Raw genomic sequence first — 25,967 nt, 5'->3', positions numbered from 1 at the left:
CGTGCATGATCTCCCACCCCGGAACATTCTCCACCCGACCAGAAGGCGAGCGGACATGATCGGCACCAGCCGTGACGGTGACGTGTGCACCCTCGAACTACAACGATCCGACCGACGAAACGCGCTGAACACCGACATGTGTGTGGCTCTGCGCGAGGCCGTCACGGCCGCGGCCGACGACGGCGCCAGGGCGATCGTGCTGACGGGTCAGGGCCCCGCGTTCTGCGCCGGTGCGGATCTTTCGGGTGACGTGTACGCGGACGGCTTCACCGACACCCTGCTCGACATGCTTCACACCATCGACTCGGTGCCCGTGCCGGTGATCGCTGCGGTCAACGGGCCCGCGATCGGGGCGGGCAGTCAGCTTGCGCTCGCCGCGGATCTGCGGGTGGTGGCACCCGAGGCGAAGTTCGCTGTTCCGGCAGCGAAGCTCGGCATCTCGGTCGACCGCTGGACCGCACATCGCCTCGCGCTGTTCGTCGGCGGTGGCCCGGCTCGCACCATGCTTCTCGGCGCAGAGGACATGCATCCGGAGGAAGCGTTCGCGCGCGGACTGGCGAACAAGCTGGGAGATCTGTCGACGGCGCAGGAGTGGGCGCAACGCATCGCCGGGCTCGCACCGCTGTCGCTTCAGCATCTCAAATTGGCGCTCAACGACGACGGCACGCAGGACGAGCCGACGGCGGAACAGATCACTGCACTGCACGCCGCGTGGAAGAGCGAAGACGCCAAGGAAGCGCGCGCTGCCAGGCAGGAGAAGCGGCGCCCCGTGTTCCGCGGTCGGTGACCGTGCCGCCGTTCACTACAGTGTTTCGGTAGTGCCGTTCGAAACGAAGCAAGTACGAGGCCGCGTGAGGGTGAAGCCGTGAAATTGAAGAATGTTCTGACGGCTGCTGCCGTGACAGGCGTCGTGGGGTGGTTGACCTGGGCGGCCTGGGGCATCCCCGGCCAGATCGGCGCGCGTCGCGGCGAAGTGAGCCCGTATGCGGGCGGTTCTCCGCGCTACCGCGACAGGAAGTTCCACAACTCCGATCCGTCGTCGGATGCGCCGACGCCGAGCGGAGGGCTGCTGCGGGACGCGCTCACTCGTCGTTCCGCCGGACGCCCCGCTGGTCGAGTCCCGCTGGTTCCGTCGGTGGCACCCGAGGTTGCGGCCGAAGTCGCAGTGACCTGGTACGGGCATTCGAGCGTCCTCGTGGAGGTCGACGGATACCGGGTGCTCGCAGACCCGGTGTGGAGTCGACGGGTGTCGCCGTCCACCGTGATCGGTCCGGCGCGCCTGCATCCGACTCCGACTCCGCTGGCGGATCTTCCACCGGTCGACGCTGTCGTCGTGTCGCACGATCATTACGACCACCTGGACAAGGCCACCGTTCACGAACTGGTTCGGACGCAGAAGGCGCCGTTCGTCGTCCCCGTCGGCATCGGTGCCCACCTGCGGCGTTGGGGCGTCCCCGAGGACCGGATCGTCGAACTCGACTGGGACGATTCGACCACTCTCGGTGGTCTGACCCTCACCTGCACGGAGGCCCGGCACTTCTCCGGCCGCGGACTCACCCGGAACACCACCCAGTGGGCGTCGTGGGTGCTCGCGGGGCCGGTGCGTCGAGTGTTCTTCGGCGGCGACAGCGGATACACACCGCGATTCGCCGACCTGGGACGTCGCCACGGACCGTTCGACATGACGCTGCTGCCTGTCGGCGCCTACGACGAGCGTTGGTCAGACATCCACATGAATCCCGAGGAAGCGGTCCAGACGCACGCCGACCTCGAACTCGGAAACGGCACCCTGGGAGTTCTCGTGCCGATCCACTGGGCCACGTTCAATCTGGCCTTCCACCCGTGGTCGGAACCGATCGAACGTCTGCTGGCCGCAGCAGAACAGGCAGAAACGACGGTCGCGGTCCCACGTCCGGGGCAACGGATCGACGGCCTCAACCCTGCGCATCCGTCGCCGTGGTGGGTTCGACTGGCCTGAGCACCGTGAGTGCGTAGCCTTCTCCTCATGGCGTACGACGAGGTGAGCGTTGACGGTCCCCGCCCTGACCGTGCAGGAACCGATGCGGTGAACATCGACACCGGACTGACCGCCGACCAAGTGGCCGAGCGGGTAGCGGCGGGGCAGACCAATGACGTGCCCGATCGGGCGAGCCGGTCCGTTCGAGACATCGTGCGGGCGAACGTGTTCACGCGGATCAACGCGATCCTCGGGGTTCTGCTCGTCATCGTGCTGGCGACCGGATCGATCATCGACGGCATGTTCGGGTTGCTGATCTTCGCGAACAGCGGCATCGGCATCATCCAGGAGATCCGCGCCAAACGGACCCTCGACAAGCTGGCCATCGTCAGCCAGAGCAAACCTTCGGTCCGTCGCGACGGGGCCGCGGCAGCGCTGGCGCCCCGTGAGGTCGTCATCGACGACATCATCGAACTCGGGGCAGGTGACCAGATCGTCGTCGACGGGGTGGTCGTCGCGGGCGCGGCGCTGGACGTCGACGAATCGCTGCTGACCGGTGAAGCCGACCCGGTGAGCAAGAACGTCGGCGACCAGGTGCTGTCCGGCAGTTTCGTGTCCTCGGGCAGCGGTGCGTACCGGGCCACCGAGGTCGGTGGCGAGGCCTACGCGGCCAAGCTGGCGGAAGAGGCCAGCAAGTTCTCTCTCGTTCACTCGGAACTGCGCAGCGGGATCGACAAGATCCTGAAGTTCATCACTTACCTGATGATTCCGGCAGGCCTTCTCATCATCTACAACCAACTCTTCTCCAGCGGTGAGTCGATTCGTCCGGCTCTCAACGGCATGGTGGCGGCACTCGTACCGATGGTGCCGGAAGGCCTCGTGCTGATGACGTCGATCGCGTTCGCGGTCGGGGTGATTCGGCTGGGGCAGCGCCAGTGCCTGGTGCAGGAATTACCGGCGATCGAGGGCCTGGCTCGCGTCGACGTGGTGTGCGCCGACAAGACCGGCACGCTCACCGAAAACGGGATGCGGCTGGCCGAGATTCGCTGCAGTGCAGAAGAAGATCGCGCAGACGTGGAGTCTGCCCTTGCCGCGTTGGCCGCCTCCGACCCGCGCCCGAATGCAAGCATCCTCGCGGTCGAGGAGGCGTTGCCGGACGCACCGGATTGGGGAGCGACGACCGCCACCGCCCCGTTCTCCTCGGCGAAGAAGTGGAGTGGACAGTCGTACGGCGATCACGGCAACTGGTTGCTCGGTGCACCGGATATTCTACTCGACCCGGACAGCGAGATGGCCCGTCACGCCGAGCGAGCCGGCGCGACGGGACTTCGGGTGCTGCTGCTGGGATCGAGCGACGTGCCGGTCGATTCCGAATCGGCGCCCGGCGTCGTGACGCCCCGGGCCCTGCTGATTCTCGAGCAGCGGGTACGTCCGGACGCCCGCGGCACTCTCGAATACTTCGCCGAGCAGAAGGTAACCGTCAAGGTCATCTCGGGTGACAATGCCGTGTCGGTCGGCGCGGTCGCGGGTTCGCTCGGCCTGCCCGGTGGCGACGAGCCGGTGGATGCACGCGATCTCCCCGGGGACCGTGAGGAATTGGCTGACGAGGTCGAATCCGCCACCACGTTCGGCCGGGTACGCCCGGACCAGAAGCGTGCGATGGTCGGTGCCCTCCAGTCCCGGGGACACACGGTGGCGATGACCGGCGACGGCGTCAACGACGTACTCGCACTGAAGGATGCGGACATCGGGGTGTCGATGGGGTCGGGGAGTCCCGCAACCCGCGCTGTCGCCCAGATCGTCTTGTTGGACAACAAGTTCGCCACTCTTCCGTACGTCGTGGGGGAGGGGCGACGGGTGATCGGCAACATCGAACGCGTCTCGAACCTGTTTCTCACGAAGACCGTGTACTCGGTGTTGTTGGCGTTCCTGGTCGGGCTCTCGGGCGTCATGTCGCAGCTGTTGGGATCCGAACCCGTGCCCTATCCGTTCCTGCCACGGCACGTCACCATCGCGGCCTGGTTCACGATCGGTATACCCGCCTTCATTCTGTCGCTGGCACCCAACAACGAACGCGCGCGCAGTGGATTCGTGCCGAGGGTGATGCGCTTGGCCATTCCCTCTGGTGTGATCATCGGAGTGATGACCTTCGTGTCCTACCTGCTCGCCTACGCGGGTCCGGAGCAGACCGAGGTGCAGAAGACGCAGGCGGGCACCACGGCACTGATCACGCTGATCATGATCGCGTTGTGGGTGCTGGCGGTCGTGGCGCGCCCGTACACCTGGTGGAAATTGGTGCTGCTGGGCGGCTCGGTGGCCGGGTATCTGGTGCTCTTCGCGGTGCCGATGACTCGCGAATTCTTCAAACTCGATCCGACGAACGTCGGCGCCACCACGTCTGCGCTGGTCTGCGGCCTGATCGGGGTGGTGTTGGTCGAGATCGGATGGTGGGTCACCGGCCGCTTGCACGGCGAGCACCGCCGCCTGTTCGCCGCTCCCGATGACTTGCCGGGAGTGCACTGAACGGTGTTCGCAGATGCGCTCGGGATGATCGGATCAGTGGCGCAGACCTTTCGAAACATGTGAGACTAAGGCAAGCGTGGGGTGCTCACCCCGCGAACGTTGTGTGTACGCACTCGAGAACGCACTGAAGAGGGAGATTTCGCGATGAGCTTCATCGACACGTTGAAGGGTCTGGTCGGCAAGGGCAAGGAGGCCGCATCCCAGAACTCGGACAAGGTGCACGGCGCCGTCGACAAGGCTGCACAGACGATCAACGACAAGACCGGCGGCAAGTACGAGGGCCAGATCGGCAAGGCATCGGACGCTGCCAAGAACTACGTCAAGCCGAAGGACGAGCAGGGCGGCGAGCAGCCCCCGCAGCAGGGCTGATCATCTGATCACCCCTCTCTACCCTGACGAATGTCACACAGGTTCAGTTCAGCTGAACCTGTGTGACATTCGTCGTTGCGGGGCACAATCGAACAGTGAACGGCATCCTGATTCTGCTCGTGGTCATTGCAGCTGTGGCTGTCTCTGGCCTCGCACGCCGAAAGAATCTGCAGCCCGCCCTCGTGCTCGTGACCATCGGTGGCCTTGCGTCGTTCATCCCGGGTATGCCGCGCCTCGAGTTGGATCCGGACATCATTCTCGGGGTCGTCCTCCCGCCGTTGCTGTACTCGGCGGCGAGTCGGTTCTCGGTCGCGACGTTCCGGCGCCACCTCGTTCCGATCCTCCGGCTCGGCGTGTTGATGGTGCTGGTCGTGGCATTCGCGGTGGCCGGGCTCGTCCAGTGGATGATTCCCGAGTTCACGTTCGCGACGGCCCTCGTGCTGGGTGCAGTCGTCGCCCCGACCGACGCGGTCAGCGCCGTGAGTGTCGGCCAGAAATTGGGTCTGCCCCGACGCGTGACGTCGATCCTCACCGGTGAAGGCCTGGTGAACGACGCAACAGCACTCACTTTGTTCTCGGTTGCAGTGTCCGCCGCTGCGGGCACCACTCTCACGATCCGCTCGCCGATCCTGTTCTTCCTGTACGAAGTGATCGGCGGCGTCGGCATCGGACTTCTGCTCGCCGTCGTGGTCCGGTGGATGCGCGCCCGTCTCGAAGATGCCGTGCTCGAAACGGTTCTCGGGTTCACCCTGCCTTTCGCCGCGTATCTGGCAGCGGAGCAGATTCACGCCTCGGGAGTTCTGGCCGTCGTGGCAGCCGGCTTTCTACTCGGTCACAAGGCGACCGACGTCTCGGTCGCCACCCGCCTCCAGGAGCGTGCGGTCTGGGCAAGCACCGAGAAGATCCTCGAGATGTTCGTGTTCGCCTACATGGGCCTGCAATTGAGCTTCGTGCTCGACGACGTCGTCGGCCCCCAACGAACCGTGATTCATGCTTTTGCTTACGCCTGTGTGGTTCTGGCACTGGTGATCGCGGTCCGGCCCCTGTGGGTGATGCTGAACTGGGCACGTCATCGGGCCGGGGTGATCGTCGTGCGCGCGAAGCAACCCGACCGCCCACTGAACTGGCAGGAGAGCACCGTCGTGTCCTGGGCCGGGATGCGTGGAGTCGTGACTCTGGCCGCCGCGGGTGGTGTGCCGTTCGTGACGGCCGATGGCAATCCTTTGGCCGGTCGAGACATCATTCAGGTGGTTGCCTTCGTCGTTGCGGTGGGAACGCTGCTGCTCCAGGGGGCCACGATGCCGTACCTGATCCGGCGGCTGAAGATGTCCGACCCGGACGACGAGGCCCGATTGGAGACGGAGTTCGCCTCGGCGCGGCGAATAGCGCAGGAGGCGGGCGACGATGCGTTGTCCGGCTATCTGGAGAAACGCCTCCGCGATCGCGAGGCTCGCGGGATTGCCGGAGACGACGAATCCGCCAAGTTGCGCGCTCTCGTCGAACGGGTGCACAGATCCATGCAGGCCCGCTATCGTGCCCAGGAGGCCGAGGACGGTGAGGTCGCGGACGGATCCTCGTTCGAGGACCGCCGAGATGCGGTGCGAGAGGTCGACGGAATCAGGCGCGCGACTCTCGGGGCCCAGCGGAAAGCCCTGATCGCGGCACGAGACGCCGGCGACCTGGACGACGAGGTTTTGCGTAGCGTGTTGGAAGGCCTCGACATCGAGGAGGCGGCGGCGGAGGAACGTCTTCGTCGCGGCCCACTGTGATCGGCAGTCGAAAGGACGTATCGGTGGGGACGGTGGCTCCCGAAAGGGCATGGCGCAATGGCCGTGTTCCTACCCGGTTGGGTGTCCTTTTCGTCGCAGCAGGCCTCGCGGTGTCCGCTGTGTCGTGTTCCTCCGCGACCGAGCCGACACGGAATCGGCCGGCGCCGACATCGGTGGCGGAACCGGCGCTGCCACCGGCGCCGACCGGAGACGACCGAGGCGCAGTGGTGAACCAGGCTCCGTTTTCCGGCATCACGAGTTCGATCACCGAAAAGGGTGCTGTCGCCACGAAGATCACCTACCGTTCCACGTCCGGGGTCGACGGTTCCGGTACCGAGGTGGGCGGGACGGTGTTCGCGCCGGCAGGGGACGGTCCTCCGGGTGGCCGGCCCGTGGTCACCGTCGGTCACGGCACCACCGGGGTCACCGACGAGTGTGCCCCGTCCGCATCGCCCACCCTGCTGGGGTCGACGGGTGTGGTGGGTCAACTCCTCGATCGCGGATACGTCGTTGCGGTCTCCGACTACGAGGGCCTCGGCACTCCCGGGGATCACCCCTATCTCGAGCCGACGACCTCGGCGTACAACCTGATCGATGCCGTGCGCGCCGCCCGAAACATCTTCCCCGACACGTCGTCTCGATGGGCCGCGTTGGGGATTTCGCAGGGTGGTCAGGCGTCGTGGTCTGCCGCAGAGCACGCCGACGACTATGGCGACGGATTGGAATTCGTGGGATCGGCGAACCTGTCTCCCGCAGCGGACCTGTCCGGAATCCTGGAACAGGAAGAACTCACCCTGCCGCAGAAGATGTTTCTGCCGTATCTTCTCGAAGGCTTGCGTGTTCAGCACCCCGAGATCGACGAGACCGCCTACATGCGCGGCGCTCTTGTCGAGAACCCCGACACCGTACTTTCGTGCGTGGGTGCGCTCCTGACCGAGAAATGGAACGTAGCAACACAGTTGCGGCCGGAGGACACGACTCCGCGGAGCCCGGCGGATGCTCTGCAGATGCGCGAGTGGTTGCAGGACGATGCACTGCCGAAGGGGCCGGCCGCAGGACCTCAACTCGTGATGGTCGGGGAAACCGACAATCTGATTCTCCCGTCCTGGACGGAGCAGGCCGTGGAGAAAGCCTGTGCCGGTGGCGACGTGATCGACTTCCGTACCCGCACCGGTGAGGGGCACGCCGATGCCCGGGCGGTGCCGGGAGCCGTGGAGTGGATTGCCGACCGTTTCGCGGGCGCGCAGGCACCGAACACCTGCCCGGCGGGAGATGGATCGTGACAGATTCCCTGCTCGAACGGCTACGGGCGCTGTGTCTTTCGATGCCGGAGGCGACCGAACGTGTCAGTCACGGTGAACCCGCTTGGTTCGTGCGCAAGGCACCTCAGTTCGCCATGTACGCGAAGCGACACCATGACGATCGGGTGGCGTTCTGGGCGGCGGCGCCGGCCGGGGCGCAAGCGGATTGGGTGGCCCGTGATCCAGGTCGATTCTTCGTTCCGCCCTATGTGGGTGGCCGAGGGTGGATCGGGGTGTATCTCGATGTGGACGACGATCGGCTGGACTGGGACGACATCGCAGACATCGTGGACGACGCCTTTCGAACCGTAGCTCCCGCGAGACTGGTTGCTCGATTGGATTGTCCGGAGTGACCGGAACCGTTGTCGTTCTGCTGCTGATTCTCGTGTGCGTGCCGACCGCTGTGGCGACGCTCGTTTGGCTGCGAACGAGACGCGAGTTCACCACACCGCACGAGCGTGCGGTGCACAAATGCGGCGGCGCCGCTGCTCGCGTTCGAACTCGGCGGAACCATCTTCCTCGGAACCATCTTCCTCGGAACCATCTTCCTCGGGATCATCTCCGCCGTCGCGTTCGCAACCATCCTTGCCGTGGTGGCAGGGCTGGCGATCACCGCCTCGGCATCGTTTGCGCACGACATCTATGCCAGCGTCATGAAGCACGGCAAGGCATCCGAGGAAGAGCAGGTTCGGGTCTCGCGAATCACGGTCGTGGTGATCGGGTTGGGCGTCGATCGTTCTCGGCATCCTCGCAATGGGGCAGAACATCGCCTTCCTCGTCGCGTTGGCGTTCGCGGTGGCGGCCTCGGCCAATCTGCCGACGCTGCTGTACTCGCTGTTCTGGCGTCGTTTCAGCACGACCGGTGCTCTGTTCAGCATCTACGGCGGCCTGGTCAGCTGCCTCGTGTTGATCGTGTTCTCGCCGGCCGTGTCGGGGAAGGCGTCTTCGATGTTCCCGGATGTGGACTTCGCGTTCTTTCCACTGTCCAATCCCGGAATCGTGTCCATCCCGTTGGCATTCGTGCTCGGCGTCGTCGGTACCTACGTGGGCCGCCGCCGGCTCGAGGATCCTGCGAAGCAAGCCGAGATGGAGGTGCGATCGCTGACGGGTGTCGGTGTGGAGAAGGCCGTCTCCCATTAGCGAGCTGTGATTCGGGGCGCATCGGATACTCCGGTGCGCCCCGAATTGCGTATGACCTGCTAATCTCCTGCCTAGTTCTGTATTAGGTGAGGATAACCATGCTTCGAAATCTGCTAGTTGTGCTGTGTGCGGCCGGGCTCTCCATCGGTGGAGTGGGAACGGCGACGGCACAACCCGCCCCCGTGGTTCCGGATCCCGGCAGTGCAATCGGAGTCACCGATGTGACCCTCGTCGATCACGACCGGCCAGACCCGTGGGCGGCGGGCACGACCCGTGAGATTCCGGTGACGATCACCTATCCAGCCTCGGAGGTCGCCGGTCACGAGCAGTCCACCTACATTCCTCGGGCGGTTGCGGACAGCATCGGCGCCCCCGGTCTCGCGGACCTCCGTACCAACGGTCATGTGAACGCGCCCGTCGCATCGAACGGTGACCGGTCACTCCCGGTGGTGCTGTTCTCGCCCGGCTTCAACGTTCCGCGCTTCCTCAACACCGTCCACGCAGAGGCCCTCGCCGCTCGCGGGTACGTGGTGATCAGCATCGATCACACGGGCGACGCACTCGCCACCGGATTCCCGGACGGACGTGTGGTGCCGACGCGCATTCCGGACGAGTACTCGGATGCCGGTCTGCGGGGCGCGATCGATGCTCGGGTGGCAGATGCTCGATTCGTGATGGGCGTGGTCGACGACCTTTCTGCAGACGGGACGTCGGACGCCGTGTCCGGGCAACTTCCCGACGGCCTCGCGAGCGGTCTGGACTCCGACAAGGTCGGAATGTTCGGGCACTCGATGGGCGGGGCGTCCGCCGCAGAGGTGCTCCGCGTCGACCCCCGCCTGGATGCGGCGGTCAACCTGGACGGCGCCCTGTTCTACGGAAGCGACCCGAGCCCGGCGGTGACGGAAGGGGTCGACGGCCCGCTGCTGAGCGTCATCAGCTCGCTGCATGCGGATAGTCAGGACGGACGCGAACGATTCTGGAATCAATACTTCGCCACTCCTCGGGGATGGAGCAAGGTCTACGCAGTAGCGAACACCGGCCACGGCAGCTTCACCGACGGCGAGCACTTTCTCCCGCAGAACGTTCCCGATCTGCCGTTCTTCGAGATTCCCGGTGGGCTCAGCTTCGGGACGGCTCCCCGCGGAGAGGTTCTCGGCACAACGAACGGCCTGCTTGCCGACATGTTCGATCGGTTCTTGAAGGGTGCGCAAGTGCCATCCCTGGAGAATCCTGCGACGCAATATCCGCTGGTCCACGAGGTTCGATGACACCACGCGACCCATCGTTCACATCGCGCTCGACAAACCGATAGTCTGCACGAGTGGCGAAACTCACCGTGAAATCCGATGTCCCTTTGTCTCCCGAGGAGACCTGGGAGAAGGCATCGAACCTGTCCGACTTCGACAAGTGGTTCGTGGTTCACGATGGTTGGCGTGGCGAGGTGCCGGAGGAATTGTCGTCCGGCACGACACTGCAGTCCGTGGTCAGCGTCAAGGGCATGCGTAACCGCGTCAAGTGGACCATCAAGCAGTACGAGCCCCCGAAGCGTCTCGTTCTCGAGGGTGACGGCAAGGGTGGCGTCAAACTGGGCCTCGACCTGTCGGTCCGGGCGAAGGGCGCCGGCTCGGAGGTTTCGTTCACTGTCGAACTCGGCGGTGCTCCGCTGTTCGGGCCCATCGGATCCGGCGTGGCCAAGGCGTTGAAGGGTGACATCGAAAAGTCTCTGAACACGTTCGTCGAGATCTACGGCTGATTCGAGCAGGGTAGAGCGAGCACAACGGGAGGCCCATATGTCCGGCCGCCACAAGGCGTCACATTCGAAGTCGTCGGGAAAGTTCCCGCCTGCCGCGAAGTACGGCGCCGTGGCCGTCGTGGCAATCCTCCTGATCGGGGTGGCGGTCTTCGCGATCTCCCGCGTCACCGGTGGCTGCGGGGACGTCACCGAATACACGGTTGCAGCCGACCCGGCGGTGGCTCCCGCCGTCGAGAAGGCCGTGGCGGAGACCGGCGAATCCGATCTCGGATGCTCGACGTTCGCGGTGGCTCCGACGAGATCCGGTGACGTGAACCCGAACGGACCGAGTGCGCCCGATCTGTGGATACCGGATTCGACGATGCTGCTCTCGGAGGATGCGGACGTCGTTCGCGAGTCGGTCGCCTCCACCCCGATCGTCGTGGTGGGACCGAAGGGGGCGCCTACCGCCGATACCTGGCTGGGCGTACTCCGGACACCCAACATCACTCTCGGGGATCCGAATTCGGACGGTGCGGCGCTGGCTCCCGTCGCCGCAGCGACCGTGGAGGCCGAGGTGAGTGGCAGCGATCCTCGCGAGGTCTCCTCGGCGCTGGTCTCGGTGGCTCAGCAATCCTCGAACGCCGAAGAATCCGACACGGCAACCAGGCTCGGAACCGTCCGGAACAACGGTGGCCTTGCGATCGTCAGTGAACAGCAGTTCGTGTCGAGCCGAGCCGAAGGTCGCGCCGAGGGGCTGAGCGCGTCCGTGCCGGGAACGGGCAGCATCTTCCTCGACTACCCGATGGTGGCGACGGGTGCGGAAGATCGGGACGCGGCTCGGGATGCGGGCTCGAAGCTCGCCGATGCTCTGGCTTCGCGAACGGGCACCGACTCGTTGTCTGCTGCGGGCTTCCGCGGCGCGGAGCGTGACCAACTGAGCGACGGTCGTGGTGTCACCCCCGTCGTCGAGCTTCGGACTCCGGATGCGGTGACCGTGGCCGATACGCGCAAGAAGTACGAGTCACTCATGAAGCCCTCCCGGCTGTTGGTGGTGGAAGACGTGTCGGGCTCGATGAGTTACAACGCTGCGGACACGACCCGGATGGGTATGACGGTTCGGGCGAGCGAAGCGGGCAGCAAACTTTTCCCGGAGGCTGCGCAGGTGGGCCTGTGGTCGTTCTCCACCGGCGCGGACAGCTCGGAGCCCGATTACAAGGAACTCGTGCCGATCGCCCGGATGGACGAGATCGTCGACGGAACCACACAGCGTGAACGTCTGCTGGCGGGCATTCGGTCTCTTCCGGACGAGATCGGTGGAGGCACGGGTCTGTACGACACGACGCTCGCTGCGTTTCGTGAGGTGAAGAAGGGTTTCGATCCGAACGCTGTCAACTCGGTGGTGATTCTCACCGACGGCACCAACGAGGATCCGGGGAGCATCGGCTTGTCCGAACTGTTGTCCACCCTCGAGAGCGAGCAGGACCCGTCGAAGCCGGTCAAAATCGTCACCATCGGAATCAGTGAGGATGCCGATGCCGATGTTCTTCGCCAGATCTCGGAGGCGACGGGCGGCACGAGTCACATCTCCCGAGACCCGTCGACCATCCCGACCGTGTTCGCCGACGCTCTGCAGAGTCGGGGCAACTAGTCGAGAACGTGCGCTCCGCCGGTGTCGGTGACCCATTCGTCGGCGAGTGAGTCGAGTACGCCGTCCGCATAGAGCGAGTCGACGGCAGCGGACACACACGGGGTGAGTGCGCTGCCCTTCTCGAGAACCCCACCGAAGAATTCCGTGACTGCGTTCGGGTGGGGAAATTGGCCGACCAGAATTGCGTTGTCGATCTGGGATTCGGCGATCTGAAAGCCGGTCGGGATGTCGACGACGATGGCATCGACTTCGCCGACGATCAGGGCTTGCTTGGCCGAATCGGTGGTGGGAAGGGTGCCGCTCCTCGGGCCGCAATCACCCACCGCGTCCGTCGGCGGCAATTGCGTGAACGCTTGAACGGGCGTGGTCTCGACGTCGGGTTCCGTCGGGGCGTCTTCCCCGGACGAGCACGAAGCAAGCGTCATCGCGGCGGCAGCAACGAATATTGCGAGGCGAGTCGACCAGGGGCGGGCATCGAACATCTTCCCTGGCAAATCGGCGTAGTGCCAGGACGCGAACGCAAATTGGCGCACAATATGTGAACACCGACAACGGGAGGCTGCGATGTCCGACCGGCCTCGAGGTGCCGATCACATCACCTTGGACGGGCATCGCCTGTCGCTGAGCAACCTCGACAAGGTGCTCTATCCGGAGACCGGAACCACCAAAGGTGACGTCATCGACTACTACCTTCGGGTGGCGCCGGTGATGCTCCCGCACATCGCAGGTCGGGCGGTGACACGTAAACGGTGGCCCAATGGTGTCGACGGTCAGTCGTTCTTCGAGAAGAACCTGGCGGCGTCGGCACCGGATTGGCTCGACCGGCGATCGCTACCGCATTCCTCGCGAACGGTCACCTATCCGCTACTGGATTCGGTGGCTGCGCTCGGTTGGGCGGGCCAGCAGGCCGCGCTCGAACTGCATGTTCCGCAGTGGCGGTTCGAGGGGGCGGAGCGGGGGCCGGCGACGCGACTCGTGTTCGATCTCGACCCGGGGGAGGGCATCGGGTTGGCGGAGTGCGCAGGGGTGGCCCGGGCGGTGCGCGATCTGGTGCAGAACCTCGGCTGGCGGGCCTTTCCGGTCACGAGCGGCAGCAAGGGCATTCACGTGTACGTGCCGCTCGATCGTCCGTTGAACGGAACCGGCGCTTCGACGATCGCCAAGCAGGTGGCGACCGGACTGGAAAAAATGATGCCCGATCTCGTGACTGCAACAATGGCGAAGGCTGTCCGGGCGGGCAAGGTCTTCTTGGACTGGAGTCAGAACAACCCGTCCAAGACCACCATCGCGCCCTACTCCTTGCGTGGACGATCGAAACCGTTCGTGGCTGCTCCCCGGACGTGGGACGAACTCGATGATCCGAAGCTCGAACACCTCACGTTCGAGTCTGTACTCGGGCGGATCGAGCGGGACGGTGACCCGATCGCCGAACTGGACCCGCCACTCGACGGACGGACGGGCGATGCTCTCGACGCCTACCGGGGAAAGCGTTCGCCGCGAAGAACTCCCGAGCCGGTTCCGGCCGGATCGCCGGTGACGGGAAACGACGACACCTTCGTCATTCAGGAACACCACGCACGCCGACTGCACTACGACCTGCGTCTCGAGCGCGGCGGCGTCCTGGTCTCCTGGGCCGTCCCCAAGAACGTTCCCACGTCGACGGGTGAGAACAGGCTCGCCGTTCACACCGAAGATCACCCACTCGAGTACGCCACCTTCTCGGGGACGATTCCCAAGGGCGAATACGGCGGCGGCCGGATGACGATCTGGGATTCGGGGACCTATGTCACCGAGAAGTGGCGTGACGACGAGGTGATCGTTCGACTAGACGGCGAACGGGTGCAAGGACGATTCGCGTTGATTCGCACGAAGGGCGACCAGTGGTTGATGCACCTGATGAAGGATCAGAGCCGCACCGCTTCCGATGCTGCTTCGGAGCTACCGAAAGGACTGGCGCCCATGTTGGCGTCACCGGGGACCCTCGAGGGCTTGAACGAAGAGGAGTGGGCGTTCGAGGGAAAATGGGACGGTATTCGGGTGATCGCGGAAATCGCCGAGGACCACCTGCGGTTGTCCAGTCGGGCCGGAAACGACAAGACGGCGCAGTATCCAGCGCTGGCGTGGTTGTCCGATGCGTTGGCGGGTCACGAGGTGGTGCTCGATGGCGAGGTCGTGGCATTCGACAACGACGGGATCAGCAGTTTCGGGTTGCTGCAGCAGGGCGGTGAACCACACATCCTGGTGTTCGACGTCCCGTACCTCGACGGGGTGTCCCTGCTTCGCAAGAAGTACTCGGACCGACGGCGTGTCCTGGAAGCGTTGGGGGAGAAGGTTCCTCGACTGGAGATTCCGCCGCAGCTCGACGGCACTCCCGGCGAAGTCCTGGACGAGAGTGCACGTCGCGGCTGGGAGGGTGTCGTGGCGAAACGTCGTGATTCCGTGTATCTCCCGGGCAAGCGTGGCTCGAGTTGGATCAAGGTGAAGAACTGGCGCACACAGGATGTGGTGATCGGTGGATGGAAGCCGGGGCAAGGCAAACGATCGACAAGTATCGGTTCTCTGCTGCTGGGTGTACCCGACGGCGACGGCCTCCGATATGTGGGGAAGGTGGGAACAGGATTCACTGAGCGGGCGCTGACCGACCTTGCGGGGACGTTGACGCCGTTGCGTCAGGACCACAGTCCCTTCGCCGATGAGGTGCCCGCCGTAGACCGAAGGGATGCGATGTGGGTGGCTCCGAAGCTGGTGGGCGAGGTTCGATTCATGGAGTGGTCGACGGCACGGCGGTTGCGGCATCCGAGTTGGCGTGGTTTGCGCGACGACGTGTCGCCCGAACAGGTGAGGACCTCGTCATGACCGAGATAGCGGTTCCGACCGAGATGCCCAGCCGTGCAGAGTTGTTCGAACGCGGTGTGCAAGCGCGTCGTTCGGTACCGTTGGACGTGATCGCGGAGTGCGCATCGGGCTCCGACCGAGACCCGCTCGCATTGCTGGAGAGTCAGGCCTCGAGCAGGGTGGCGGATCTGGTCCCGGTCCGATACGGACGTATGGCCGCTTCGCCCTTCGCGTTCTTCAGAGGTGCAGCGCTCGTGATGGCCGACGACCTTTCGCGCACACCGAATTCCGGATTGGCCACCCAACTGTGCGGTGACGCGCATCTGAGCAACTTCGGTCTGTACGCCACTCCCGAACGCAAGCTGGTGTTCGACGTCAACGATTTCGACGAGACTTTTCCCGGCCCGTTCGAGTGGGACGTGAAGAGACTCGCCGCGAGTTTGGCAGTTGCGGCAGGGGGCAACGACTTCGGGCGGAAAGTCCGTAAGCAGATCGTTCGAGCCTGTGCGGCCGAGTACCGCGAAACCATGATCGGCCAGTCCGAATGCACCGAGCTCGAGATCTGGTATGCGCACATCGATGCGGAAGCCCAGCTGGACGAGATTCGAAACCTTCTCGACGCATCCACCAGAAAGCGGGTCGCCAAGACGCTCGACAAGTCGTGGAATCGCAACAGTAGCCAGGCATTGGCGAAACTGACCACGACGGTCGACGGTCATCCGCGGATCGTGAGCACGCCGCCGTTGATCGTCCCGATCGAGGAGTTGTTCGCGGGCGTGGATGCCGACGATGCAAACCGGGAACTGGTCGACCGTTTTCGTTCCTACCGTGAGACATTGGCGCCGAGTCTGCGGGTGTTGTTCGATCGTTTCCAGTTCGTCGAGGCCGCCCGCAAGGTGGTCGGGGTCGGCAGTGTCGGCACGCGTTCGTGGATCGTCCTGCTGCGTGGGCAGGGGGAGGACCCGCTGTTCCTTCAGGTCAAGGAAGCTCAGCGCTCGGTGCTCGAGGCGTACGTCGGAGGGTCGTCGTGTGCGAATCAGGGGGAACGGGTGGTGTGCGGGCAGCGGCTGATGCAGGCCGCGAGCGACATCTTTCTCGGTTGGCAGCGAGGGAAGGGGGTCGACGGCGTGGAGCGTGACTTCTACATCCGTCAGCTGCGCGACGGCAAAGGATCGGCCGACATCACCACCATGTCTCCGGAGCTGATGACTCTGTACGGAAGACTCTGTGCGCGAGTCCTCGCTCATGCGCACGCCCGCGGCGGGGACCGATTCGCGATAGCGGGATACCTCGGTGACGACAAGAGCTTCGACAAGGCGATACATGCGTTCGCCGAGGACAGTGCGGAACAGAACACGCGCGATCACGGGCTCTTGCTGGAAGCGATCGACGAAGGACGAATCACGGCCCGAAAAGGGCTGTGACGAGGTGGTGCCCTCGGCAGGATTCGAACCTGCGACCTACCCTTTAGGAGAGGGTTGCTCTATCCCCTGAGCTACGAGGGCGTGGGACGTGCGCGAATAGGTGAGTAAAACCCCTGTGATCTGGTCTTTTCGTCCTGTTCGTGGTGTCCCTGCGTCGTGGGCTGCCGATTCCTTGCGTAGTTCGGCCGTTCACGTGCGCTCGGTGAGTATATCGGCAATGCCGTCTGCCCCGCACACTGTGGGGTGTGCGGGGTGACCGTGGTCGAGTGGGTTGTGTGCTTTGGCCGGGCTCAGCCGCGTGGTGGCAGGCCCGGCTGTTGCCGTCTGTAGAGCCACCGGGCGATCGCATTGCGTCCGGCGGCGAATCCGATCATGACGGTGAGTTGGCGTGTGGCGGTGTAGGCGATCATGCGGCCCCCGTACAACGTGCGATCCAACGTGTTGTTGGCGGACTCGGCGTCTTCGCGCCAGCCGTAGCAGCGATCGTACAGGCTTGTTCCTGCCTCGGTTTTGATATGCAGTCGGAGGTGGTGGGCGCGATTTAAGTTGCGTGCTCGGTCATCGGGGGTCGTATCGATGCGGATCGGGTGGATCGTTCCGCACTGCATTGCGAACTCGCCGTAATGGCGGAATGTGTTGTCAGCGTTCTTTCGTCGCATGACCTTCCCGCGAGGACATTGCGTCAAGTGCATTTCGCCGGTGTCGAGGACGGTGCGGTCGTGAACCGTACCGCCGGCGAGTACCAAGTCGTGGGTGTCCCCGCACCCGCAATGGTGCAATTCCAGCGGCGTTGTTCGCTTGTGTTTCTGCATCGGCGAGAGCACGGTGATGCCTCGTTTCAGCAGAGGGGCGATGTGTTTTCCGGTGAAGGCACCGTCATAGCAAATTCCGTCAACACGAATGCCTTCGGTGTCGGCTAGGGCGTGTCTGCTAAATATTCGTGGTTCCGTGCGCGATGCTGCGTGAGTGTTGCGTGCTGATGAGATCTCCGACGACCTGTGGGCTGCGATCGAACCCGTCTTTCCTGCGCTGTCCGGTCGCCGGGGACGCCCCTGGAACGACCACCGTCTGACGCTCGAAGCGATCGCCTGGAGATTCCGGACCGGGTCTCCGTGGCGGGACGTACCCGATCATTTCGGGGCATGGCAGTCGATTTGGGAGCGTCATCGTCGTTGGTCCGACGACGGCACCTACGTGCGGATGTTCGCTGCCGTGCGCGCCGCCGCCCCCGAAGACAGCCTGCATCTCGAGCGCCTTTTGTCGATCGACTCGACGATCGTGCGCGCCCATCAGCACTCCGCCGGTGCGCTCACCGATGCTCACACAGGGGGCTCGATCGAATGACAACAATCTCGCCCACGAACCCGCCGACCACGCACTCGGTCGCTCACGGGGTGGTCTGAGCACCAAGATCCACGCACTGACCGACGCGCACTGCTGCCCACTGACGCTGATGCTCTCGGCTGGGCACGCTGGTGACAACCCGTACCTGGCGCCGCTGCTCGAGGCGCACCGCACCCACGACACCGCCGCCTTTCGTCTGCTCGCTGACAAGGCATACTCGCATCCGAGCACTCGAAAGCACCTGCGTGAACGCAAGATCTCGCACACCATCCCAGAGCGCCGCGACCAGATCGCACATCGCAAGGCCAAGGGATCAGCCGGCGGCCGGCCACCCGGATTCGACAAGGCCCGCTACCGCGAACGCAACACCGTCGAGCGCAGTTTCGGTCGACTCAAGCAATGGCGTGCGATAGCCACCCGCTACGGAGCCTGACAGCCAAACACGTTGAACGTCCGAGTGACGCAACCGTGTACTTGCCCTTCAATGCCTACATCGAAGACCTATCCACCGCACTCGAGATCTTGATGAAGGTGGTGTCCCCCGTGCACAGAACTGGCCTCGAATTACTCGCGGCGAGATTTTCCAGTGACTCCAACCCGTTTCACTGGGCGTCGATCAAACTTGGCGGCGGCTACGACACCTTGACATTGTATTGTCGCCGTCACGCCTTGCTCCGTAGCTTGGACGCCCGCATGTCGGCATTCACGAGTTGCTTGCCAAGGTCTGGGTTGGTCGCGTACGCCACTCGTAGTGCTCCGCTCCAGATCAAGGCTGCACCCAGCATGTGTAGGACCACGAGGACTTCTTCGGCGACTGAAAGCGCCTGCAACACTCCGATCAGTCCCTGGGCCAAGAACAGACCAACGAATACGACTGTTCGTGACGAAACCAGTGATGCTCCGGTCCGATGCGCCGAGCGCATTATGGCAACGGCCAGAATCAATGTCGCGAGCGCGCTACTGGCGTGAAGTATCACCATTGTGAGCCAGTCGAAGGGCATGCGATGGACATCCGACGAATCCCCCGCATGAACTCCTGAACCAGTTACCGCCGTTCCGATGAGCACGAGTACGGCGGAACTCGCCACAAGCCAGCGTGACCTCACGACCAGTCCGCGGTCGACCTCGGCGACGTCCGGACGATCTCCACGCCCGACCAGTTCGACCGTGTACACGGCAGCGGTCAGCAGCAACATGGCTGCGATGAAATGTGCAGCAACAATATACGGACTCAGCCGGGCGAGTACGGTCACGCCGCCGACGACGGCGTTGAGTACGACAATCCAGAATTGGAGCCAGGCTGCGCGTAGTACTGCTCGATCGGGTCTGTTCTGGCATCGGGCGATGATGATCAGGGCGCCTACTGCGAGACAAAGCACTCCGGTGAGCATGCGATTCCCGAACTCTATTGCTCCGTGAATCCCCATCTCGGGGGTGGGGGCAAGCCCCTCCCCGGTGCATGACGGCCATGTGGGGCAACCCAAGCCGGATCCGGTGACACGGACGACGCCGCCAGTGACGATGATCATCACGCTCGCAGCAACAGCTACGGCTGCCGCTACGCGAAGGCTCGATCGCCCGAAGTAAACACGACCCGCCAACCATGAAAGCGGTGTCACCAGGACCTCCCCAATTTGGAGCACAGATTCTCGATCACCGTACGGGTGAGGATGGGGCAAATCTTTTCGGGCCCCACGACGAATCCCCATCGAACGGCTGAAGAGATGAGGTTGGCGCCAGCGGCGCATTGGGGCGTGACCTGGACTAGGGGAGGCGCTGCTAAGGGGAGACTTGGAGGACAACTGATGTCCGGTCGCCGATACATGTGAGACGCATGCCCACCCGGGGCGCTCTGGCCCACAATCACGTTGAAAGGGCTGGTTCGCAGCACCTTTCGTCTCAATGGGTTTCCTGTCACGCCCGCATCAGTCCACTTGTCAATCGGAATCCGCTGAGTAGAGCAAAGGGATTATGAGTCGGTCGATGACGCGCGTAACGAAATCCTCATCAACTGGGTTCGGCTGCGCCACCACCTGGTAGAAGGTCATGGCAGGGAATACCTGGCCGACGAAGGCCAAATCGGTACCCACTGAGACCTCACCTCTGGCCTGAGCCCGACTCACGATCGCCAGGAATGCCTCTCGGCGAGGGCGGGCGATAGTCTCTTCCACCGCGCTACGTATGGCCATATCGTGGGCCATCGCGGTCACAATGCCGGTGATGATGGCATCACGTCGCGCGTCCTGCTCCGCGTACACGGCACCGAGAGCAATCAGGTCTGAACGCAGCGACCCTGTATTCGGCGGTTCTTCTTCCCAGCGCAACGCCGCGATGGCATCGAGAACTAGTTCGGACTTGCTTTTCCACCGTCGATACACGGTCGCGCGACTCGCGCCGACCCGCGCCGCGACCGCTTCCATGGACAGCCGGTCGTATCCGACTTCCGCCAACAGATCTTGCGCCGCAACGATCAACTCGACATCCCTACCTGCGTCTCGAGGCCGCCCCTGGCGATTCGCAGCGGTCTTCACATCCGTCTCCTCAGCTTCACCGTCAGCTCAACACTAGCCGAAGCCATGATATTGCAATACAGTGCTGTACTGTATCGAAAGAGCGCCAATCCACACCAAAACACCTAATGGAGCCTGGAGTTCGTATGACAACCACAGTCCGCGACGAACAGTCGGGACAAACGACCGGCACCCGCCACCCCGCCATAGCACTCTTGGTCCTCGCGGGTGCCCAGTTCATGGTCGTGCTGGACGCGACCATCGTGAACATCGCATTGCCGAGCATCCAATCCGCGCTCGGGTTCAGTGCTGCCAACCTCGCGTGGGTGGTCAACGCTTACGCGATCGCCTTCGGTGGACTATTACTGCTGGGCGGACGGGCGGGGGACCTGTTCGGGCGGCGCAGAATGTTTGTCGTCGGTGTCGTCCTGTTCGCTGCCGCATCATTGATCGGTGGATTCGCAACAACATCCGCTTGGCTGATAATTGCGCGTGTCGCGCAGGGTGTGGGCGCAGCCATCGCCGCGCCGGCCGCACTGTCCTTGATAACCGTTACGTTCGACGAGGGTAAGGCCCGAAACAGAGCGCTCGCGGTGTACGCAGCCATGTCCGGAGTCGGTGCCGCCATCGGACTTCTCGCGGGTGGCCTGCTCACCGAATACATTTCATGGCGCTGGGTCCTGTTCGTGAACGTGCCTATCGGACTGGCGGTCCTGGTCGGTATCGGATCGCTCCCGTCCGGAAGTCGGGGCACCCGCGGCCGTATCGACATCCCAGGAGCGATCAGCGGAACGTTCGGACTCACAGCGTTGGTGTACGCAATCACCCGCGGCGAACAGCACGGGTGGACGGATGCCGTCACACTGTCTTCCTTCGGAGCTGCGGTACTCGCGATCGGTGCGTTCGTACTGATCCAGGCCCGTACTACGGAACCGCTGATGCCGTTGCACCTCTTCGCGAACCGTTCGCGCGCCGGCGCGTTCGGCACGATGCTGATCGTCGGAGCAGGCATGTTCGCGATGTTTTACTTCCTGTCCCTGTTCATGCAGAAGGGGCTCGGTTACTCACCTGTCGAAACTGGCTTGGCGTACCTCCCATTCACCGTTGCCATCGGCATCGCATCCGTATTGGCCGAACGTCTGGTGGCGCGGATACAGGTTCGCTTCGTCATCATCTGCGGGCTGGCGTTGGCAACCCTGGGAACCTTCCTGCTGACACGGTGGGACACACAGTCGGAGTTCTGGCCCACGCTGGTGACTCCGATGGTGATAATCGCGTTCGGGCTCGGTCTCACCTTCGTCCCGTTGACCATCTCTGCGGTCTCCAAAGTCGAAGACAACGAATCCGGAATCGCCTCGGCAATCCTCAACGCGGCACAGCAGATCGGTGGCGCACTCGGTCTTGCGATCTTGTCGACACTCGCCACCCACGCCGCCGACAGCCGCCTGGTCGATGCCGACTCCACCTTCTATCGGGCAATCGCGATGAAGGACTTCCCGCTCCTTCAACAAGCAACAGATGCGCTCGTTCACGGTTACGGCCGCGCCTTCTGGGGAGGGGCATGCATCCTCCTCATCGGTGTGATCGTCGCGATCTTCACCGGATCATCATCCCGGGCAACCGAACCCGAAGCCAACCCCGCAGTTCCCACTCCGGACTCGGGTAAGTCAGATGGTTCGGACACGTAAATCGGAATCTCGGTTGCCGCTATTCCCCTTACGATGCGAGAAAGGACTCGCTCATGCACTCAGCGCTTCTTGGATTTCATGTCACCGTTGCGCTTGGACTCTCCATCATGCTTGGCGTCCAGTGTGTAGAACTGGGCAGGATCGTGCCCGCGGACGCCGACGAGCCTCCGCGAATCACCCGCGCATCGACCTTGGTGATCAAACTGGTTCCGATGATCACGGCCGTTGTTGCTGTCACTGGTGGCATTCTGGTCGGGACGGGGTCAGAAGGAGGCCCGTGGATCGGTGCGGGTGTGATCGCAGCGGTAGTCATTGCGGGACTAGCCTTCTGGACTCTGCGGCAGCTCCGCGACCCATACGTAATCCGGGGACGGACACTCTCGGGCGTCAGAGCTGTGCAATGGGGAGCCCCGTCGTTCGTACTTGCCGGCACCTTCCTCATGGCGGTGCGTCCCCGTGACGTGCCGACCGCTGTCATTCCGATCGTCCTGGCAGTCGCGGTTGCAGTGGGTGCGTACTTTGCGAGTGAGAAAGCGAGGCAACAGATTGTCCGACCTCCAGCCCGCAGCTCGAATCCCGGCTCCTGAAATGGTCCGCCCCTTGTGCTAGCTGAGATACACAACACTCGCCGTGTCATTGACGTACGCAACGGGTTTGAAGAGCATGCACGGAGTTGCAAGCTAGTGCAGCCGTGACGTCCGATATCTGATGCCGACACGCAACCCGTACATGGTTCGACGATTTCGAGTTGCACAGCCAACTACTGATGTTCATGTGGCGATACGGTGTCAGTCGGGAGGCCTCTATGACAGCAGCGGAGCAAGTAGTACTCGTCAACAACGCAGGAGAGCCTATTGGCACAGCCCCGAAATATTCGGTTCACGGTACGAATACGCCACTTCACCTCGCCTTTTCCTGCTACGTGATAGGGCAGGATGACCGTATCCTGCTCACGCAACGTTCATTTGAGAAAGCAACGTGGCCCGGCGTCTGGACCAACTCCTGTTGTGGACACCCGAAGCCGGGCGAGTTCATCGGCGAAGCCATGCTCAGGCGCCTGGATGAAGAACTCGGACTGGTGCCGAGCGACTATGGAATGGTGCTTCCGGACTTCAGGTATCGGAGCGTTATGGACAACGGAATCGTCGAGAACGAAATCTGCCCGGTCTTCGTGGCATATGTAAACAGCGAACCGACGCCGAATCCTATGGAGGTGAACGCCCATGCATGGCTGGAGTGGGCAAGCCTAAAGACGCTATACGGTGGTAGGGCATTGACGCTATCGCCGTGGAGCTCACTTCAGATCGATTGTCTCACAGCATTTTCAGACAGTCCCCGAGATTGGCCACAGTTGGGACCGACTGAACTTCCCCCGCGCTGGCGTCGGGCGCTGGGGCGCGATACGGACTTCTAGTCGTCGTTGCGGTGCCAGCCCAAGATGAAAGCATATGTAAGTTTTGATACAGATCACGATTGTATTGTAAGTGATTCAGCGTTAAGCTGTGGCCGCTGTCATTGGAATTTCTGCGGACGAGGTCGAAGCACTCTGCAGGCAAGTCGACGGTGTTGTTGAAGTGGCGAACTATAACCAGCCGAAGCAAACCGTCGTCTCCGGCGATGTTCTTGCCGTCAACGCCTTGGAAGATCTGGCTCAGCAGGCTGGAGCCTCAAGCGTAGTGCGGCTCAAAGTAGGCGGTGCATTCCACTCGCCCCTTATGGCTGATGTCGCGGACGAATTCGGGGTAGATCTCGAAAATTGTGTGATCAGCACCCCGGATTTGCCTGTATTGAGCGCAGTCACTGGTCAATACGTCGAGAACCCCGCGGATATTCGCGCCCTCCTGCATCGCCAGATCGTGGCACCTGTGCGCTGGCTGGACACGATTCGCCACGCAGTCGAGGACGGCTACGACCGCATAGTAGAGATCGGACCGGGGAAGGTCCTCACCGGGTTCTCCCGTCGCATCGCACCGGACACAGAAGCCTTCGCAATCGCCTCGCCGTGACGATGTACCTTGCTAGCGATGCGAACCTCCGCCACGGCGTGGTCGACGAATTGATCGTCCTCGCGAGAACAAGGGGCAGCACGACGATCACAGCAAGACTCGGCGACCGCGGAAGCTTCATCAGTTCGGTGCGAACAACGTTCATTCGGGCCTCCTGACGATCGAACCGGCCGGTGACTGCCAAGAACAAGACTGTGGTGACGGCGCCCAGAGCTGCGATGCTCGGGTAGGAAATCTTGCTGAGTGTGACGACCTCATCAGACCGATTCAAAGAACGATAGGGGGTAGACGTGGATCGCACCAATGGAGGCTCAGGAGCCGCCTTCCGTGCGCTCGCTGTCGCCGCAGTCGCTGCAGTCGCTTCTGCTAGCACCGCGATCGCGACACAGAGAGCAGCTCGCTCGCACATCGCAACCGCACCGACGGGTACCCACCCACGCGAAGCGAAATCGTCTGTACAAGTGCACATCGATGCGGGCGCTCGACCACCGGTGTGGGCCGCGGACGAAGATGACTTCGACTCTGCGACGAGGAATGCCCGCACGGTGATGTGGGGTGGTGTCATTCCCATCGTCGTCATGGCAGTGGGAATCTGCCTACTTCTCGCCGTAATAGTGGCGATGTTTGTGGACTCGAATCCGGAAGCGGTCGATGGGGGGAGCTTTGCGACCTGGCGATCGAGCTTTGGAGGACTGGTCGATCCCCAAGCCGCCTTGGTTCTCAGCCCGGGGCTTTTCGCAGTGATCGTCACGGTGAATGTCGCCGTATCCTTGGCGCGCAATGACGCGAGCACTTTGCATGAGGCGACGTTGACGTCATTGTGGGCAAAGCTGTTGTCCTTCCAGTCGATGCTTGCATCTGTGGTGTGTGTGGTTCTCGCTGTGGTGGTGTGTGTTGGAGCAGGGCTACCTGGCCACAAAGACGCAGCGGTCGCGGCAGTGGTGGTGCCTGCTCTGTTCAGCGTCGGTTTCGCGGCAACAGTCGTGGTTTCGGATCAATCGGGTGCTGAGAGTCGTCGATCGTTGATCGACGCGAGGCGGCAGCGGAAGCAGTTCGACGCCCGCAGAAGGCGGTTCGTCCAGTTGTCAGAGGGGTCAAACGACCGTCGGCGGATCCTGCGGGTGTTCTGGCCCGCAGTCGTTGGTTTCGTACTCACGCTTGTAGCGACGTTGGTGCTCGACGCGATCCTTGTGGGCAGTGTCTCAGGGATGCTGGGATTTGTTGCTATACAGGCGTTTATCGTCCTATACGCCCAGGCGGTTGTCTGGTATCTGGTCTTCTTGCGCTGGACGTCGTGCTCCAAGCGGGACGAAGAGCGGACAAAGATCCCCAAAGTCTTACTCGCCTTGATGGGTCTATACCTGATACTGATTCCGACGATGTCTTGGTTGTACGGGGAGGGCTCCCCAATTCGTGTGATCGCCGCTTCCTCGGCTGCACTGGGTGCACCACCATTGATCATGCTGGTCCTGGCGTGGGCAGGCGGGAGACGGGCGCGAGGTATCGGGATGCGACGGCTGGGTTGGTTCGCGAGTAGCTTGTGGCATGGAATCGACTCCTCCCTCGTTTCTACCGCCTCGACCTTGGACGCTCGCATCGAGATCTTGGAGGAGCGTCTCGCCCGAGTGTCGCGCGACCAAGGGTGTGAATCTCGTTCGGAACGTAGACGCTAGCAGCGCGCGAAGCGGACGCGCTCCGGCCAGCAGTGCGCCGTCGTC

At 63.2% G+C, this 25,967-nt stretch carries 20 protein-coding genes, 1 tRNA gene and 3 pseudogenes; 19 read left to right on the top strand and 5 right to left on the bottom strand.

Annotation, left to right across the window (positions count from 1 at the left end):
• Window positions 1–55: 55 nt before the first annotated feature.
• The 11 genes and pseudogenes from ACFWO3_RS06625 (at window position 56) to ACFWO3_RS06575 (ending at window position 12,442) form a co-directional block, all read left to right on the top strand.
• The gene (locus tag ACFWO3_RS06625) at window positions 56–787 is read left to right on the top strand and encodes an enoyl-CoA hydratase (RefSeq protein WP_378575159.1); all 732 of its coding nucleotides are present in this window, start codon (window positions 56–58) and stop codon (window positions 785–787) included.
• Window positions 788–865: 78 nt separating this feature from the next.
• Window positions 866–1,978, top strand: coding sequence for an MBL fold metallo-hydrolase (locus tag ACFWO3_RS06620; RefSeq protein ID WP_378575156.1), 1,113 nt, complete (start codon window positions 866–868; stop codon window positions 1,976–1,978).
• 27 nt (window positions 1,979–2,005) lie between these two features.
• A complete protein-coding gene (locus tag ACFWO3_RS06615) occupies window positions 2,006–4,480 on the top strand; it encodes an HAD-IC family P-type ATPase (RefSeq protein ID WP_378575153.1) in 2,475 nt (824 codons plus the stop codon).
• A gap of 144 nt (window positions 4,481–4,624) precedes the next feature.
• Window positions 4,625–4,849 (top strand): antitoxin, encoded by a 225-nt coding sequence (locus tag ACFWO3_RS06610; RefSeq protein WP_378575151.1) that lies wholly within the window; start codon window positions 4,625–4,627, stop codon window positions 4,847–4,849.
• A 95-nt stretch (window positions 4,850–4,944) separates the two neighbouring features.
• Entirely contained in the window at window positions 4,945–6,618 is a 1,674-nt protein-coding gene (locus ACFWO3_RS06605; protein ID WP_378575150.1) for a Na+/H+ antiporter, read from the top strand.
• 32 nt (window positions 6,619–6,650) lie between these two features.
• Window positions 6,651–7,901 (top strand): lipase family protein, encoded by a 1,251-nt coding sequence (locus ACFWO3_RS06600; protein WP_378575897.1) that lies wholly within the window; start codon window positions 6,651–6,653, stop codon window positions 7,899–7,901.
• Window positions 7,902–7,942: 41 nt separating this feature from the next.
• On the top strand, window positions 7,943–8,272 hold the full coding sequence (locus tag ACFWO3_RS06595; RefSeq protein WP_378575895.1) for an MmcQ/YjbR family DNA-binding protein: 330 nt from the start codon (window positions 7,943–7,945) through the stop codon (window positions 8,270–8,272).
• Window positions 8,273–8,389: 117 nt separating this feature from the next.
• Window positions 8,390–9,059: pseudogene (locus tag ACFWO3_RS06590) on the top strand (cation acetate symporter); the annotation flags it as partial.
• Between the two features lie 98 nt (window positions 9,060–9,157).
• Entirely contained in the window at window positions 9,158–10,327 is a 1,170-nt protein-coding gene (locus ACFWO3_RS06585; RefSeq protein WP_378575147.1) for an alpha/beta hydrolase family protein, read from the top strand.
• Window positions 10,328–10,380: 53 nt separating this feature from the next.
• Window positions 10,381–10,812, top strand: a complete 432-nt coding sequence (locus ACFWO3_RS06580; RefSeq protein WP_378575145.1) for an SRPBCC family protein — start codon at window positions 10,381–10,383, stop codon at window positions 10,810–10,812.
• A 37-nt stretch (window positions 10,813–10,849) separates the two neighbouring features.
• Window positions 10,850–12,442 (top strand): substrate-binding domain-containing protein, encoded by a 1,593-nt coding sequence (locus tag ACFWO3_RS06575; protein WP_378575143.1) that lies wholly within the window; start codon window positions 10,850–10,852, stop codon window positions 12,440–12,442.
• Here ACFWO3_RS06575 and ACFWO3_RS06570 read toward each other — a convergent pair.
• Window positions 12,439–12,729, bottom strand: a pseudogene (locus ACFWO3_RS06570) (amino acid ABC transporter substrate-binding protein); the annotation flags it as partial. The gene ACFWO3_RS06575 and the pseudogene ACFWO3_RS06570 sit on opposite strands and share 4 nt — an antisense overlap.
• 277 nt (window positions 12,730–13,006) lie before the next feature.
• Here ACFWO3_RS06570 and ACFWO3_RS06565 point away from each other — a divergent pair.
• On the top strand, window positions 13,007–15,298 hold the full coding sequence (locus ACFWO3_RS06565) for an ATP-dependent DNA ligase (protein WP_378575141.1): 2,292 nt from the start codon (window positions 13,007–13,009) through the stop codon (window positions 15,296–15,298).
• Window positions 15,295–16,701, top strand: coding sequence for a DUF2252 domain-containing protein (locus ACFWO3_RS06560; protein ID WP_378575138.1), 1,407 nt, complete (start codon window positions 15,295–15,297; stop codon window positions 16,699–16,701). Before ACFWO3_RS06565 ends, ACFWO3_RS06560 begins: the two co-directional genes overlap by 4 nt.
• Before the next feature lie 5 nt (window positions 16,702–16,706).
• Here the strand turns inward: ACFWO3_RS06560 and ACFWO3_RS06555 are convergent.
• Both ACFWO3_RS06555 and ACFWO3_RS06550 read right to left on the bottom strand, forming a co-directional pair.
• Window positions 16,707–16,782 (bottom strand) — tRNA-Arg (locus ACFWO3_RS06555).
• 209 nt (window positions 16,783–16,991) lie between these two features.
• Complete coding sequence (locus tag ACFWO3_RS06550) at window positions 16,992–17,525, bottom strand: hypothetical protein (protein ID WP_378575134.1); 534 nt, start codon at window positions 17,523–17,525, stop codon at window positions 16,992–16,994.
• 142 nt (window positions 17,526–17,667) lie between these two features.
• Here ACFWO3_RS06550 and ACFWO3_RS06545 point away from each other — a divergent pair.
• Window positions 17,668–18,469 (top strand): annotated as a pseudogene (locus tag ACFWO3_RS06545) (IS5 family transposase); the annotation flags it as partial.
• Window positions 18,470–18,707: 238 nt separating this feature from the next.
• Here ACFWO3_RS06545 and ACFWO3_RS06540 read toward each other — a convergent pair.
• A complete protein-coding gene (locus ACFWO3_RS06540; protein ID WP_378575132.1) occupies window positions 18,708–19,664 on the bottom strand; it encodes a heme A synthase in 957 nt (318 codons plus the stop codon).
• A gap of 318 nt (window positions 19,665–19,982) precedes the next feature.
• The gene (locus tag ACFWO3_RS06535) at window positions 19,983–20,519 is read right to left on the bottom strand and encodes a TetR/AcrR family transcriptional regulator (RefSeq protein WP_378575129.1); all 537 of its coding nucleotides are present in this window, start codon (window positions 20,517–20,519) and stop codon (window positions 19,983–19,985) included.
• Between the two features lie 182 nt (window positions 20,520–20,701).
• Here ACFWO3_RS06535 and ACFWO3_RS06530 point away from each other — a divergent pair, with 182 nt between their 5' ends.
• The 5 genes from ACFWO3_RS06530 to ACFWO3_RS06510 all read left to right on the top strand — a co-directional run bounded on the left by ACFWO3_RS06530 (window position 20,702) and on the right by ACFWO3_RS06510 (window position 25,922).
• Entirely contained in the window at window positions 20,702–22,243 is a 1,542-nt protein-coding gene (locus ACFWO3_RS06530) for an MFS transporter (protein ID WP_378575127.1), read from the top strand.
• A 53-nt stretch (window positions 22,244–22,296) separates the two neighbouring features.
• A complete protein-coding gene (locus ACFWO3_RS06525; protein ID WP_378575125.1) occupies window positions 22,297–22,830 on the top strand; it encodes a hypothetical protein in 534 nt (177 codons plus the stop codon).
• 218 nt (window positions 22,831–23,048) lie between these two features.
• The gene (idi, locus tag ACFWO3_RS06520) at window positions 23,049–23,657 is read left to right on the top strand and encodes an isopentenyl-diphosphate Delta-isomerase (protein WP_378575122.1); all 609 of its coding nucleotides are present in this window, start codon (window positions 23,049–23,051) and stop codon (window positions 23,655–23,657) included.
• Between the two features lie 88 nt (window positions 23,658–23,745).
• The gene (locus ACFWO3_RS06515) at window positions 23,746–24,249 is read left to right on the top strand and encodes an ACP S-malonyltransferase (protein WP_378575119.1); all 504 of its coding nucleotides are present in this window, start codon (window positions 23,746–23,748) and stop codon (window positions 24,247–24,249) included.
• Window positions 24,250–24,710: 461 nt separating this feature from the next.
• The gene (locus ACFWO3_RS06510; RefSeq protein WP_378575117.1) at window positions 24,711–25,922 is read left to right on the top strand and encodes a hypothetical protein; all 1,212 of its coding nucleotides are present in this window, start codon (window positions 24,711–24,713) and stop codon (window positions 25,920–25,922) included.
• Window positions 25,923–25,967 lie beyond the last annotated feature (45 nt).

The sequence above is a fragment of the Rhodococcus sp. NPDC058521 genome (genome assembly GCF_042719695.1).
Lineage (GTDB): Bacteria > Actinomycetota > Actinomycetes > Mycobacteriales > Mycobacteriaceae > Rhodococcus_F.
This window is presented reverse-complemented; position numbering and strand designations above follow the sequence as displayed.